At 69.4% G+C, this 13,997-nt stretch carries 10 protein-coding genes; 7 read left to right on the forward strand and 3 right to left on the reverse strand.

Annotated features, from left to right (window positions below; all coding sequences use genetic code 11):
- Positions 1–12: 12 nt before the first annotated feature.
- On the reverse strand, positions 13–1,029 hold the full coding sequence (locus C1926_RS00100; RefSeq protein ID WP_108757850.1) for a class 1 fructose-bisphosphatase: 1,017 nt from the start codon (positions 1,027–1,029) through the stop codon (positions 13–15).
- A 339-nt stretch (positions 1,030–1,368) separates the two neighbouring features.
- Positions 1,369–2,571: an amino acid aminotransferase gene (locus C1926_RS00105; protein ID WP_108757851.1), complete on the reverse strand. Its 1,203-nt coding sequence runs from the start codon at positions 2,569–2,571 to the stop codon at positions 1,369–1,371.
- Positions 2,572–2,739: 168 nt separating this feature from the next.
- Here C1926_RS00105 and C1926_RS00110 point away from each other — a divergent pair, with 168 nt between their 5' ends.
- From C1926_RS00110 to C1926_RS00125, 4 genes are all read left to right on the forward strand, one after another.
- Positions 2,740–4,860 (forward strand): TonB-dependent receptor, encoded by a 2,121-nt coding sequence (locus tag C1926_RS00110; protein WP_108757852.1) that lies wholly within the window; start codon positions 2,740–2,742, stop codon positions 4,858–4,860.
- Positions 4,861–4,983: 123 nt separating this feature from the next.
- On the forward strand, positions 4,984–7,299 hold the full coding sequence (locus tag C1926_RS00115) for a TonB-dependent siderophore receptor (protein WP_200732572.1): 2,316 nt from the start codon (positions 4,984–4,986) through the stop codon (positions 7,297–7,299).
- Between the two features lie 62 nt (positions 7,300–7,361).
- On the forward strand, positions 7,362–8,099 hold the full coding sequence (locus tag C1926_RS00120) for a response regulator transcription factor (protein WP_108757853.1): 738 nt from the start codon (positions 7,362–7,364) through the stop codon (positions 8,097–8,099).
- Positions 8,092–9,480 (forward strand): ATP-binding protein, encoded by a 1,389-nt coding sequence (locus tag C1926_RS00125; RefSeq protein ID WP_108757854.1) that lies wholly within the window; start codon positions 8,092–8,094, stop codon positions 9,478–9,480. The genes C1926_RS00120 and C1926_RS00125 overlap by 8 nt, the downstream gene beginning before the upstream one ends.
- A gap of 117 nt (positions 9,481–9,597) precedes the next feature.
- Here the strand turns inward: C1926_RS00125 and C1926_RS00130 are convergent, their stop codons facing one another.
- The gene (locus C1926_RS00130; RefSeq protein ID WP_108757855.1) at positions 9,598–9,921 is read right to left on the reverse strand and encodes a hypothetical protein; all 324 of its coding nucleotides are present in this window, start codon (positions 9,919–9,921) and stop codon (positions 9,598–9,600) included.
- A gap of 148 nt (positions 9,922–10,069) precedes the next feature.
- Here C1926_RS00130 and C1926_RS00135 point away from each other — a divergent pair, with 148 nt between their 5' ends.
- The 3 genes from C1926_RS00135 (at position 10,070) to ligD (ending at position 13,963) form a co-directional block, all read left to right on the forward strand.
- Positions 10,070–10,468, forward strand: a complete 399-nt coding sequence (locus tag C1926_RS00135; RefSeq protein WP_108757856.1) for a hypothetical protein — start codon at positions 10,070–10,072, stop codon at positions 10,466–10,468.
- Between the two features lie 99 nt (positions 10,469–10,567).
- On the forward strand, positions 10,568–11,497 hold the full coding sequence (locus C1926_RS00140) for a Ku protein (RefSeq protein WP_108760590.1): 930 nt from the start codon (positions 10,568–10,570) through the stop codon (positions 11,495–11,497).
- A gap of 3 nt (positions 11,498–11,500) precedes the next feature.
- Complete coding sequence (ligD, locus tag C1926_RS00145) at positions 11,501–13,963, forward strand: DNA ligase D (RefSeq protein ID WP_108757857.1); 2,463 nt, start codon at positions 11,501–11,503, stop codon at positions 13,961–13,963.
- Positions 13,964–13,997 lie beyond the last annotated feature (34 nt).

Raw genomic sequence — 13,997 nt, forward strand, 5'->3', positions numbered from 1 at the left:
GGATGGCCGCCTTCAAACGGTCTTCGCGTCATGCTCCTGGTGATAACGCACCGCTTCGGCCACTTCCTCGCGCGAGCCGAGGAACACCGGCACGCGCTGGTGCAGGTGGTTGGGCTGCATGTCGAGGATGCGCCCGCGACCGGTCGACGCGGCACCGCCGGCCTGCTCGACCAGCAGGCCCATCGGGTTGGCTTCGTACATCAGGCGCAGCTTGCCGGCCTTGTCCGGTTCCTTCTTGTCCCACGGGTAGATGAAGATGCCACCGCGGGTGAGGATGCGATGCACGTCGGCGACCATGCTGGCGATCCAGCGCATGTTGAAGTTCTTGCCGCGCGCGCCTTCCTTGCCGGCCAGCAGGTCCTGCACATAGCCCTGCATCGGGGCTTCCCAGTGGCGCTGGTTGGACATGTTGATGGCGAACTCCTGGGTGGCCGCCGGAATCTGCATGTTCTCGGTGGTCAGCACGAACTCGCCGGTCTCGCGGTCCAGGGTGAAGGCGTGGGTGCCGTGGCCGACGCTGAGCACCAGCTGGGTGCTGGGCCCGTAGATGCAGTAGCCGGCGGCAATCTGCCTGCTGCCCGGCTGCAGGAACGCTTCATCGCCCGGCAGTTCAACGTTGGTCGGGCAGCGCAGCACCGAGAAGATGGTGCCGACGGAGACGTTGACGTCGATGTTGGAACTGCCATCGAGGGGATCGAACAGCAGCAGGAAATCACCGCGCGGGTAGATGTCCGGCACCGGCTGGCTGTGGTCCATCTCTTCCGATGCGCAGGCGGCGAGGTGGCCACCCCAGGCGTTGGCTTCCAGCAGGATCTCGTTGCTGATGACGTCCAGCTTCTTCTGTGCTTCGCCCTGCACGTTGCCGGTGCCGGCTTCGCCGAGTACGCCGCCGAGGGCGCCCTTGCTGACGGCGATGGAGATGCTGGTGCAGGCGCGGGCGACCACGGCAATCAGCTGGCGCAGGTCGGCGTTGATGCGGCCGGCGTGCTGTTCCTGGATCAGGAAGCGGGTCAACGAAGTACGGGACATGAGCGGGCAGGTCTCGGCAGCGGGAAAACGCCTATTGTCGCTGCTGTGCGCGGCGCGTGCGTGATTGGTTTGAGGCGAAATCGTTTACAGGGGCGTTGCGCTGCGTGGCGCCTTCTTTTGTTCGAGGCGCGCGGGAGGGACAGGCTGCGCGGGACACGCCGTGAACCCATCCATGGGGGCTCGTAGGCGCCATCCATGGCGCCTGCGGTCCCGCGCAGCCTGTCCCTCCCGCGCGCTTCAGGGTTCGCCGCGAGCGCGGTGGGGGTGGCAAAGGCAGAGGCGGAAGCAAAAACAAAGGCGCCTTTCGGCGCCTTTGTTCCAGTACCTTGCGGCGTTGCTTCAGCCCTTGGAGACGGTGGCCACGGCTTTGGCGACGTATTCCAGGTTGTTCTGGTTCAGCGCGGCCACGCAGATGCGGCCGGTGCCGACGGCGTAGATGCCGAACTCGTCGCGCAGGCGGTCGACCTGCTCACGGCTCAGGCCGGAGTAGGAGAACATGCCCGCCTGTTCGTTGATGAAGGCGAACTGCGGGGCACCGGCGGCGGCGAGCTTTTCGACCAGGCCCTGGCGCAGGGCGTGGATGCGCTCGCGCATCTCGGTCAGTTCCTGCTCCCACATCGCGCGCAGGTCCGGGTTGGTCAGCACGCCGGCCACCAGCGCGGCACCGTGGGTGGACGGGCTGGAGTAGATCGTGCGGATCACACGCTTGACCTGCGACTGCACGGCCTTCGCATCGGCGGCGGTCGGGGCGACCATCGACAGTGCACCCACGCGTTCGCCATACAGCGAGAACGACTTGGAGTACGAGTTGGCGACGATGAAGCTGTCGATGCCGGCTTCGGCGATGATGCGCACGGCGGCGCCATCCTGCTCGATGCCCTTGTCGAAGCCCTGGTAGGCCATGTCAATGAAGGGGAACAGCTGCTTGTCCTTCAGGACTTCGGCCACCTGCTTCCACTGGCTGACGGTGAGGTCGGCGCCGGTGGGGTTGTGGCAGCAGGCGTGCAGCAGCACCACGGTGCCGGCCTGCAGCTTCTGCAGATCGGCCAGCATGCCGTCGAAATCCACGCCATGGGTGGCGGGGTCGAAGTAGGTGTACTCGACCACGTCGAAACCAGCGGCACCGAACACGGCGCGGTGGTTTTCCCAGCTCGGGTTGCTGATGGCGATGGTGGCGTGCGGCAGCAGCTTCTTCAGCACGTCGGCGCCGACGCGCAGCGCACCGCTGCCACCGACGGTCTGTGCGGTGGTGACGCGGCCGGCGGCCAGCAGCGGCGAGTCCTTGCCGAACACCAGCTCACGGGTCGCCTGCGTATAGGCAGGCAGGCCGTCGATCGGCAGGTAGCCACGCGGTTTGGCTTCGGTGGCGAGCTGCTGCTCGATCTGCTTGACGGCGCGAAGCAGCGGAATGCGGCCGCTCTCGTCGTAGTAGATGCCCACACCCAGGTTGACCTTGGTCGGGCGGCTGTCGGCGTTGTACGCCTCGGTCAGGCCCAGGATCGGGTCGCCCGGGACCAGTTCCACGTTTGCAAAGAAGGACACGGCGGTACTCGTTCTATTTGAGGGGGAGAAGAAGCGCGGGTCGTGAAGCGGCGGCCGTCGGCCGCAGCCCTGCCATCGTAACAAAGCGTGCCACCGGCGCGGCGGCCATCGTCACGCTGCAGCCCGTACCATGCCGTGTTGTTTCCCCGCCGTGCGTATAGCTGAACGATGAACGAGCCTCTGGCGCCCCACCGCCTGCCCCTGCTGATCGCCCTGCTGCCGCTGCCGGCACTGGCGCAGACCGCCGCCCCCGCCCCGCAACAGCTGCCGACCGTGGAAGTGCAGGCCGCGCGCGTGCAGGGCATCGATCCGTTCGCGCTGCCGGCCAGCCAGGACACGGTGTGGGTGGGCGACGACCGCAGCGGGCCCGGCGTGCAGGTGTCCGAGGCGCTGGCCGGGGTGCCGGGGGTGCTGGCCCGTGACCGGCAGAACTATGCGCAGGACACCCAGCTGTCGATCCGCGGCTTCGGCGCGCGCTCCACCTTCGGCGTGCGCGGCGTGCGGGTGCTGATCGACGGCGTGCCGGCCACCATGCCCGACGGCCAGGGCCAGCTTTCGCATGCGAGCCTGCTCGGCGCCGAGCGCATCGAGGTGCTGCGCGGGCCGTTCTCGGCCCTGTACGGCAACTCCTCCGGCGGCGTGCTGCAGGTATGGAGCGCGCAGGGCAAGGCCGGCGACCCGTGGCGGCTGCGGGTGAACGCCGGGGCCGACAACACCCTCAGCGTCGGGGCGCAGCTGCGCGGTGCCGGCCCGGTGGTGGACTACAACATCGCGGCCAACCACTTCCGCACCGACGGCTGGCGCGACCACAGCCGGGCGCGGCGCGAATCGCTCAACGCACGGCTCGGCGCTGAAGTGGGCGGCGGCCGCCTGGAGCTGCTGCTCAACGCACTTGATGCGCCCGACGCGCAGGACCCGCTGGGCCTGACCCGCGCGCAGGTGGCGGCCAATCCGCGCCAGGCCACGGCCGTGGCCGAGCAGTACAACACGCGCAAATCGGTGCGCCAGCAGCAGGCGGGCCTGCGCTGGACGCGCGAAAGCGGCGCCCAGCGCTGGCAGCTGATGGGCTATGCCGGGCAGCGCGCGGTGACCCAGTTCCTGCCGATCCCGCCCACCGCGCAGGCCAACCCGCTGCACGCCGGCGGGGTGATCGACCTGGACGGTGGCTATGGCGGCATGGACGCGCGCTGGGGCTGGAACGGCGATCTTGCCGGGCGCCCGCTGGACGTGGTGGCGGGCATCAGCGCCGACCGCCAGCGCCAGCACCGCACCGGCTACGAGAACTTCGTCGGCAGCACCCTGGGCGTGCGCGGACGGCAGCGCCGCGACCAGATCGACATCGTGCAGAACGTCGACCAGTTCGCCCAGGCGTGGTGGCAGTGGAGCCCGCGCTGGTCGCTGCTGGCCGGGGTGCGGCACAGCACCGTGCGCTTCGAATCGGATGACCGCTACATCACCGGCAGCAACCCGGACGACAGTGGCCGCCGGCGCTACCAGGCGACCACGCCGGTGGCCGGGGTCAGCTTCGAGGCGACCCCGCAGTGGCGCCTGCACGCGGCCGTCGGGCGTGGTTTCGAGACCCCCACCTTCAACGAACTGGGCTACCGCAGCGACGGCCAGGCCGGCCTGGCGCTGGACCTGTCGGCCGCGCGCAGCCGCAACATCGAGGTCGGCAGCAAGTGGCATGCGCAGAGCGGAACCCAGCTCGATGTCAGCGTGTTCCGCGCCGTTACCGACGATGAGCTGGCCGTTGCCAGCAATACCAATGGCCGCAGCACCTACCGCAACATCGGCCGCACCCGCCGCCAGGGTGTGGAGCTGCAGTACCACCAGCCCCTGGCCGAGCAGTGGGAACTGCAGCTGGCCTGGACCTGGCTGCAGGCGCAGGTGCGCTCGCCGTACCTGACCTGCGGCGGCAGCGGCTGCCGCGTGCCCGACACGGTGGTGGCGGCCGGCAGCCGGCTGCCGGGTGTGCCGCGGCAGCAGGCCTTCGCCCGCCTGCAGTGGTCGCCCGGCGACTGGCAGTGGGCGCTGGAAGCCAATGCCAGCAGCGACACGGTGGTGAACGACCTGGCCACCGAGCGCGCGCCCGGCTACACGGTGCTGAACCTGGAAGCCGGCCGCCGGTGGACCCTGCCCGGCGGTGACCTGCGCGCGTTCGCGCGGCTGGACAACCTGCTGGACCAGGCCTACATCGGCTCGGTGATCGTCAACGATGGCAACGGCCGCTTCTACGAACCGGGCCCGGAACGGCGCGCCAGCGTCGGCCTGCAGTGGTCGTGGCGCTGACCCGTTCGGACGCGCTGCGTTACATACGCTTACATCTTCACGAACCGGTAACGCGGAGCGCGTCGGTATCATGACGCAAATGGGAATCGATCCCATTTGTATCTCCGATAAGGACTCCCCCCTGTGACTGCCGATGCCCTCACCCGCGCGGGCCTGCCGCGCGCTGCCCTGCCGTGCCCGCCTGCCTTCGGCCGACGCGCTCTTGCCCTGGCCGTCGTCCTGGCGCTGCCGCTGGCGGCCCATGCCGAAGCACCCGCCGATGCCAATCCGACCACCCTGGATGGCCTGGAAGTGACCGCGCGTCGCCAGTCGCAGGCGGACAGCTACACCCTGCCGATCAGCAAGGCGGCCATCGGCCTGGACCTGAGCCTGCGCCAGACCCCGCAGTCGGTGACCACGGTCACCCGGCAGCAGATGGATGACCTGCAGATCGAATCCATCAACGATGTGCTGACCAGCACCACCGGCATCACCACCTATTCGCTGGACAACGCCGGCCGCACCACCTTCCGTGCGCGCGGCTTCGACATCGGCAACTTCAAGGTCGACGGCATGCTGATCAACGGCGCCAGCAGCTTCAGCGGCGGCGGCGCGGGCCTGAACATGGACCTGTACGACCACGTGCAGGTGGTGCGCGGCGCCAACGGCCTGCTCGGTGGCACCGGCGACCCGTCGGCCACCATCTACCTGGAGCGCAAGCGCCCGACCCGCGAGTTCGGCGGGGCCGCCTCGCTGACCCTGGGCAGCCATGACAAGCGCCGCCTGATGGGCGACGTCAACGTGCCGCTGACCGCCGATGGCCGCGTGCGCAGCCGCTTCGTGGTCAGTGCCGAGGATTCGGACAGCTTCCGCCAGCGCGAGGACCTGCAGCGCCTGGGCGGCCTGGCCAGCTTCGAGGCCGACCTGGGCGACGCCACCGTGGTGAACCTGGGCGTGCAGTACGAGCGCACCCGCAACGGCGGTGGCTCGTGGGGCAGCAACGTGCCGATCTGGTGGGCCGACGGCACCCGCACCCACCTGCCGCGCAGCACCAACCCGGCCGCCGACTGGAGCGTGGCCAAGCGTGACAACACCTCGGTGTTCGGCAGCGTGGAACAGGGCCTGGGCGCGGACTGGAAGCTGCGCGTGGCCTTCGCCCATGACAGCGGCGAGAGCTACACCAACTACGGCGTGGCCAAGGTCAACAACGCGGCACCGGGCAAGGGCTTTGCCGGCTTCTGGAACCCCGATGGCAGCGGCGCCTTCCTCAACGCCATCCACAACGAATCGGAAACCCGCCGCGACAACCTGGACATCAGCGTGAGCGGCCCGCTGCAGCTGTTCGGCCGCGAGCACCAGCTGATGGCCGGCTTCAACGGCTACCGCAGCGAGATCACCGATTACGCCTTCAGCGCCGCACTGGGCAACTGCACCATCGGCGGCGTGGCCCCGTGGAGTGGCTGCCAGTACCGTGCGGTGGGCCTGCCGATCGATGACTGGCGCACCTGGGACGGCAGCTACGCGCCGTACGAAACCTTCCGCACCCCGGCCCGCACCAAGACCATCACCCAGAACGTGGGCGGCTACCTGGCCGGCCGCTTCAGCCTGGCCGAGCCGCTGTCGCTGGTGCTGGGCACCCGCGTGAGCAACTACAAGACCTACAACCAGGTCTACACCAAGGCCGACGTTCGCACCCGCGGTGCTGCCACGGGCGACCAGCAGGTGGTCACCCCGTACGCGGGCCTGGTGTGGGACTTCGCGGCGAACTACTCGGCCTACGTGAGCTACACCGATGTGTTCAGCCCGCAGGGCAACGTGCGCGATGCCAACGACACCCTGCTCGACCCGGTGACCGGCAAGAGCTACGAAGCCGGCATCAAGGGTGAATGGGCCGACGGTGCGTTGAATGCTGCCCTGGCCGTGTTCCGCAACGAGCAGAACAACGTGGCCGAGAGCACTGGCGAAGTGCATCCGGTGACTGGTTTCAACATCTACCGCGCGGTGGACGGCGTGGTGTCCAAGGGTGCCGACCTGGAAGTCTCCGGGCGCCTGGCGCAGGGCTGGAACGTGTATGCCGGCTATACCTGGCTGCAGGTCGATGGCCTGTCCTACCAGCAGGACCCGCGCCACCTGCTGCGCCTGAACACCTCCTGGACCCTGCCCGGTGCGCTGTCGAAGCTGACCGTGGGCGGTGGCCTGTCGATGCAGAGCGGCACGGTGATGTCGACCAACCCGGGGCGCCCGCTGGGCGGTGGCAAGTACGACGCCAGCAACCTGCCGATGGGCGGCTACACCCTGGTCAACCTGATGGCGCGCTACGCCCTGACCGACACCGTGCAGCTGGCGGTGAACGTGAACAACCTGACCGACAAGCTGTACTACACCCAGTACGGCTTCTACGACGGGCTGATCTTCGGCGAGCCGCGCACCACCACCTTCAGCATCCGCGCTCGTTTCTAAGCGCCGCCGCGGCACCGGCCTGCAGCCCTGCAGGCCGGTGCTGCATCTGGGAAGATGCGTCCATGCCCGAGTCCCCACCCCCGCCCGCCCGCATCCTGGTCGTCGATGATGATCCGGAGATCGGCGCCCTGCTCGCCCAGTACCTCGGCCAGCAGGGACTGCAGACCGTCGTCGCCGGCGATGGTGATGGCATGCGCGCGGCGTTGGTGGCACAGGCCTTCGACGCAGTGGTGCTGGACCTGATGCTGCCCGGCGAGGACGGGCTGGCCCTGTGCCAGCAACTGCGCGAGCAGACCGCGCTGCCGGTGATCATGCTGACCGCGCGTGGCCGCCCGGCCGACCGCATCCTCGGCCTCGAACAAGGCGCCGATGACTACATGGCCAAGCCGTTCGACCCGCGCGAGCTGCTGCTGCGGCTGCGCGCGGTACTGCGGCGGCAGGCGCCCGTGCAGGCGGCTCTGGCCCCCACGGCGGACGTCGCGCGCCTGCGCTTCTCCGGCTGGACCCTGGACCCGCGCACCCATCTGCTGCAGGCCGAGGATGGCCGCCGCCACCTGCTGGGCGAGACCGACTTCAGCGCACTGCAGCTGTTCCTGCGGCACCCCGACGAAGTGCTCGAGCGCGATTTCCTGGTGGAGCAGGTGTACGGCCGCGACCGCATGCCCAGCGACCGCAGCATCGACATGTGCATCAGCCGGCTGCGGCAGATGCTGGAACATGACAGCCGCGCGCCGCTGCTGATCCGCACCGTGCGCAACCGGGGCTACTGCCTGGCCGGCCCGGTGCAGGCCGATGGCTGAGGCACGCCTGGGCTGGCCGCGCACGCTGTACGGGCGGCTGGTGCTGGTGCTGGTGGCCGGCATGCTGCTGGCGCAGCTGCTGACCGGCACCGTCTGGCATGACGCCCGCTACGAGCGGGTGGCCGAGATCCCCGCGCGGCTGGCTGCCGCGCATGTCGCGCAGACGCTGCGCCTGCTGGAGGCGCCGGCCTCGCCGCTGGCCGGCGCCGACCCCGCCGTGCTGTCCACGGCCGACCTGACGGTGCGCGCGGTGGAGGACAGCGGCCATGTTTCGCTGCGCCCGCGCGACCGCGCGGTGGAACAGCTGCTGCGCGCTTCGCTGCAGGGCGAGCTGGGCATGCCGCGCGAGCTGCACCTGCAGCGCCTGCGGCTGTACGACGCGCAGGGCCGGGAGGATGACAAGGTGCTGTCGGCGCGCCACGTCGCCGGCCAGTTCCAGCTGCGCGTGCGCAGTGCCCAGGGCGACTGGCTGCAGTTCGACGTGCGCGAAGGCCAGGCCGGCCTGCAGCTGGAGCCGGCACATGCGCTGGGCGACTACCTGCTGCGTATCTACGGCCTGCGCACCCTGCTGATCGTGCTGCTGGCCCTGCTGGTGGTGCGCTGGCTGACCCGGCCGCTGACCCGGCTGGGCGCTGCCGCACAGGCCCTGGGCCGCAACCTGCACGCACCGCCGTTGCCGCTGGAAGGCCCGCGCGAGGTGCGCCAGGCCGCCCAAGCCTTCAACCAGATGCAGCAGCAGCTGCAGCAGGCCGCGCAGGGCCGCGAGGAGCTGCTGGCAGCGGTCTCGCACGACCTGCGCTCGCCACTGACCCGCCTGCGCCTGCGGACCGAACTGCTGGCCGACGAGGCCGCACGCACCCGCTGGCGCGCCGATCTGGACGACATGCAGGAGCTGGTGGATTCCATCCTTGACTACAGCAGTGCCACCCAGCTGCGCGGCGACCGCGAGCCGATCGACATCGATGCCCTGCTGCGTACCGTGGTGGAGGATGCACGCGAGGCCGGCCATGCCGTGCAGCTGCAGGGCCGGGTGGGCGTAGCCTACCCCGGCTTCCCGCGCAGCCTGAAGCGCGCGCTGGCCAACCTGCTCGACAACGCCGGGCGCTATGGCGGCGGCGCGCAGGTCGAGGCCTGGAGCGATGCCGAGGCCATCCACATCAGCATCGCCGACCAGGGCCCAGGCATACCGGCCGCACAACGGGAGCGGATGCTGCAGCCCTTCCAGCGCCTGGAGGCTTCCCGCAGCGCGCGCCATGGTGGCACCGGGCTGGGCCTGAGCATCGCGGTGGCCGTGGTGCAGGCGCATGGCGGCCAGCTTGCGCTGGAGGACGGGCCGGGCGGACGCGGGCTGTGCGTGCGGATCACCCTGCCGCAATCGTAGAGTCGAGCTTGCTCGACTGCTTGTGCCGGTAACCGCCAGTCGAGCAAGCTCGACTCTACGGCTGCACGGACGGTAGCGCCGGGCCGTGCCCGGCGAGCGCGTCGCGCGGCCGCAGGCTCAATCCAGTGCCTTGGCCGGCACGAACGGCGAGGTCGGATCGCTGGCCGGGAAGGTTTCTTCCAGCGCCTGGTCCTGGTTGTCGCTGGCGTGCTGCTTGCGCTCGCGGCGCTTGAGCGGGCTTTCCTGGCCGCCGCGGTGGCGGTCGCCGCAGTCCTTGCGGTCCTGCGCGGCCTGTTCAGGGTGATGGACGGCCGGCAGCGCGTCTTCGTGCGGCACCTGCATGCCGGCGCCCCGGTCCTCGGCATCGGCCAGATCGTGCTTGGCACGGGATTCGCCCGGCACGGGGGCGTGGGTCTGGCGCAGCGGGTCACGGTTGGACATGGCGATTACCTGGCGGTGGGCGGGGGGCTCCACTACAGCGCGGCAGAGGTAAAGCCGCCGCGAACCCCGCGTCATGAACATCTCTGTCACGGCTGGATAACGGCACCGCCGGTATTCCTGCCCACCCGCCCTGCTGCAGGAGCCGGCCATGGCCCGTCTTGAACGCCCCGCCCCGTCCGTGTTCAACGCCCTGCTGGATCCGCTCGGCGCCCGCACGCCCCTGCGCCGCACGCGCCGCCATGAGGACCCGCAGGCGGTGGCGCAGGATTACCTGCAGTACATGCTCAACGACTACGAGCGGCGCCGCGCCAACGGCCACCGCAACTGGCGCGACCTGTGCCCCGTGTACGCCTTTGCCCTCACCACCCACGCCGCTGACTGGCCGCGCGGCGGCGACGCCGATACCAGCGAGGAACTGGCCGCGCACTGGGAGCAGATGCGTGGGCAGTCGCGGTTGGGCTGGTCGCAGGCACGCCCGGTGGTGGAGGATGCCTGGCGCGCGCTGGACCACATTCCGGCGGCGGCGGTGCGGCCCCTGCTGCAGTAACCAGGCCGCCCTGCGCCACCCGGCCTGCACGGGGCCGACACAGCCGTTTCACGGTGGGCGTCCGAAGCTGGCCGCCCCGCCGCAATGCAGGTGCGCGCCATGGCCCGCCCGATCTGGACCGGTTCCCTCTCCTTCGGCCTGCTGAACGTGCCGGTCTCGCTGATGTCCGGCGAACGCAAGGTCGACCTGCAGTTCCGCATGCTCGACTCGCGCGACCGCAAGCCGATCCGCTTCGAGCGGGTCAACGCCGATACCGGCGAGGAAGTGCCGTGGAAGGACATCGTCAAAGCCTACGAGTACGACAAGGGCAGCTACGTCGTGCTGGAAGAAGGCGATATCCGCTCGGCCGCGCCGGAAAGCCATGAAACGGTGGAGGTGGAAACCTTCGTCGATGCCACCCAGATCGATCCGCGCTACTTCGAGAAGCCCTACCTGCTGCTGCCCGGCAAGAAGGCCGAGAAGGGCTACGTGCTGCTGCGCGAAACCCTGCGCGGTACCGGCAAGGCCGGCATCGCGCGGGTCGTGGTGCGTACCCGCGAATACCTGTGCGCGGTGATGCCGCAGGGCCACGCGCTGGTGCTGATGATCCTGCGCTACCCGCAGGAACTGGTTGATCCGGAAGACTACAAGCTGCCCACCGGCAGCCTGTCCGACTACCGCATCACTGCCAAGGAAACGGCGATGGCCGGGCAGCTGATCGAATCGATGGCCGCCGACTGGGACCCCTCGCAGTACCACGATGAATTCCGCGAACGCCTGCAGCAGGTGCTGAACAAGCGCATCAAGACCAAGGGCGGCACCACCCAGGTGGAAGAGGAGCCGGCGCCGCACGAGGACGCCAGCACCAACGTGGTGGACTTCATGGCGCTGCTGCAGAAGAGCCTGGATGCCAACACGCGCACGCCGGCGAAGAAGACCGCGACACGCAAGGCACCGGCCAAGAAGGCTGCGAAGAAAGCCGCCAAGAAGATCGCAGCCAAGACAGCCAAGGCGACGAAGAAGACCGCACCGCGCCGCAAGGCAGGCTGAGCCATGTCGCTGCACCAGTACCGCCGCAAGCGCCGCCTGGGCGGTGGCAGCGGGCAGACGCCGGAGCCGGATGATGGCCCGGCTGCGGGCAATCCAAAGCGGCGGCCGCAGTTCGTCATCCAGCTGCACCACGCCAGCGCGCGGCACTACGATTTCCGCCTGGAAATGGACGGCGTGCTGAAGAGCTGGGCGGTGCCCAAAGGCCCATCGCTGCGGGTGGGCGAGAAGCGCCTGGCGGTGGAGGTCGAGGACCACCCGCTGTCCTACGCCGGCTTCGAAGGGGATATTCCCGAAGGCCACTATGGCGCCGGCCATGTGCAGGTGTTCGACCACGGTAGCTGGGCCTGCGAAGGCGACCCGCTGCAGGCGCTGGCCGCCGGCAAGATCGACTTCGTGCTGCACGGGCAGCGCTTGAGTGGCGGTTGGAAGCTGGTGCGCACGGCCATGAAAGGGCGCCAGGTGCAGTGGCTGCTGATCAAGCGCGATGATGCCGATGCGCGCGATGCCGAGGCCGATGATCTTCTGGAGAACGCCATGCCTGCACCCCGGGCTGCAGCAAAGCGGGCGAAGAAGGCCGCGCTCGCGACCCCACGCAAGGCAGAGGCGCGCTGGCATGCACGCGCGCTGAAGCTGGCCGGTGCACGCGACCATCCCTACCCGCGTGGCTTCAAGCCGCAGCTGACCGATCACCGCGACACCGCGCCGGACGGCGAACGTTGGCTGCACGAGATCAAGTGGGATGGCTACCGCCTGCTGGCCGACCTGCACGACGGCGAGGTGAAGCTGCGCTCGCGCAATGGCCTGGACTGGACCGGTGATTTTCCCGAAGTCGCCCAGGCCGTGCGCGCGCTGCCCGTGCACGATGCACGGCTGGATGGCGAACTGGTGGTCCTCGACGCACAGGGACGCAGCGATTTCGCCGCCCTGCAGCGTGTCATCGATGGCAGCTCGAAACAGCCGCTGCGCTACATCGTGTTCGACCTGCCCGGTGTGGCCGGCGTGGACATCAGCCGCGCACCGCTGCGGGAACGCAAGGCGCTGCTGAAGGCCCTGATCGGCCCGGCGCCGGGCACGCTGGCCTTCAGCGACCATGTGGTCGACCACGGCCCGGCGGTCTTTGCCGCCAGTGGTGATGCCGGCTTCGAAGGCATCGTCAGCAAGCAGGTCGATGCGCCCTACGTGAACACCCGTGCGCGCAGCTGGGTGAAGGTGAAGCACGAGGACAGCGACGAGTTCATCATCATCGGCCACACGGCGCCCAAGGGCAGCCGGGTCGGCTTCGGTTCGCTGCTGCTGGCCACGCCCGATGCGGGTGGCCTGCGCTACGTCGGCCGGGTCGGCACCGGCTTCGACGATGCGGGGCTGAAGGCGCTGAGCAGCGTGCTGGCCCCCTTGGCGGTGAAGACGCCGGTACTGGAGCTGCCCGCGCACGTGCCGTTCCGTGCCGCCAGCGTGCGCTGGGTCAAGCCGGTGGTGGTGGCCGAAATCGCGTTCCGTGGCTGGGGCAAGGAAGGGCTGCTGCGCCAGGCCAGCTTCAAGCGCCTGCGCAGCGACAAACGCAGGGAGGACCTGGGCGTGGCAAAGGCGGTGGAGCGCGATGATGCGGCGGTGGCCATCAGCCATCCCGAGCGGGTGGTGTACCCGAAGCAGAAGCTCAGCAAGGGCGATGTGGCCGCTTACTACCAGCAGATGGCGCGCTGGATCCTGCCGGAGATCGCCGGCCGCCCGCTGTCGCTGCTGCGCTGTCCCGACGGCGTCGGCAAGGCCTGCTTCTTCCAGAAACACCATGGCCCCGGCCTGGGCGATGGCGTGCATGCGGTGCCGTTGCAGCAGAAGAGCGGGCGCGAGGATTACGTGTACATCGATGATGCGCGCGGGCTGCTGCAGCTGGTGCAGATGAACACGCTGGAGCTGCACCCGTGGGGCGCGACGGTCGAGGATCCCGAGCATCCGGACCGGCTGGTGTTCGACCTCGATCCCGGTGACGGCGTGAGCTGGGCGCAGGTGAAATCGGGTGCGCGCGAGGTGCGCGACCGCTTGCAGCAGGTCGGCCTGCAGAGCTTCGTGCGGCTGTCCGGCGGCAAGGGCGTGCACGTGGTGGTGCCGCTGCAGCCGAAGGCCGGCTGGGAACAGGCCAAGGCCTTCTGCGAAGCATTTGCGCAGGCGATGGCGCTGGAGCAGCCCGATCGCTACGTGGCAACCATGAGCAAGGCCAAGCGCGAGGGCGTGATCTTCATCGACTGGCTGCGCAACACCCGTGGTGCCACCAGCGTGTGTTCGTGGTCGCTGCGCGCGCGTGAGGCGGCAGGCGTGGCGGTGCCGTTGCGCTGGGAGGAACTGGCAAAGGTGAGCGCCGCCGATGCGTTCCCGATGCAGAAGGCGCTGGCACGCGCGAAGCGCCTGAAGGGAAATCCGTGGCAGGGCATCGAACGCGTGAAGCAGGTGTTGCCGACCGGTAATCGGTAGCGCCGGGCCACGCCCGGCGAGCGCGCAGCGCGGA

The organism is Stenotrophomonas sp. ZAC14A_NAIMI4_1, from assembly GCF_003086915.1.
In the GTDB taxonomy this organism is placed as follows: Bacteria; Pseudomonadota; Gammaproteobacteria; order Xanthomonadales; family Xanthomonadaceae; genus Stenotrophomonas.

What these genes read in the sequence shown, in the direction of transcription:
- C1926_RS00100 (WP_108757850.1), bottom strand. Translation starts at nt 1,029, where the DNA reads ATGTCCCGTACTTCGTTGACCCGCTTCCTGATCCAGGAACAGCACGCC.
- C1926_RS00110 (WP_108757852.1), top strand. Translation starts at nt 2,740, where the DNA reads ATGAACGAGCCTCTGGCGCCCCACCGCCTGCCCCTGCTGATCGCCCTG.
- C1926_RS00120 (WP_108757853.1), top strand. Translation starts at nt 7,362, where the DNA reads ATGCCCGAGTCCCCACCCCCGCCCGCCCGCATCCTGGTCGTCGATGAT.
- C1926_RS00125 (WP_108757854.1), top strand. Translation starts at nt 8,092, where the DNA reads ATGGCTGAGGCACGCCTGGGCTGGCCGCGCACGCTGTACGGGCGGCTG.
- C1926_RS00130 (WP_108757855.1), bottom strand. Translation starts at nt 9,921, where the DNA reads ATGTCCAACCGTGACCCGCTGCGCCAGACCCACGCCCCCGTGCCGGGC.
- C1926_RS00135 (WP_108757856.1), top strand. Translation starts at nt 10,070, where the DNA reads ATGGCCCGTCTTGAACGCCCCGCCCCGTCCGTGTTCAACGCCCTGCTG.
- C1926_RS00140 (WP_108760590.1), top strand. Translation starts at nt 10,568, where the DNA reads ATGGCCCGCCCGATCTGGACCGGTTCCCTCTCCTTCGGCCTGCTGAAC.
- ligD (WP_108757857.1), top strand. Translation starts at nt 11,501, where the DNA reads ATGTCGCTGCACCAGTACCGCCGCAAGCGCCGCCTGGGCGGTGGCAGC.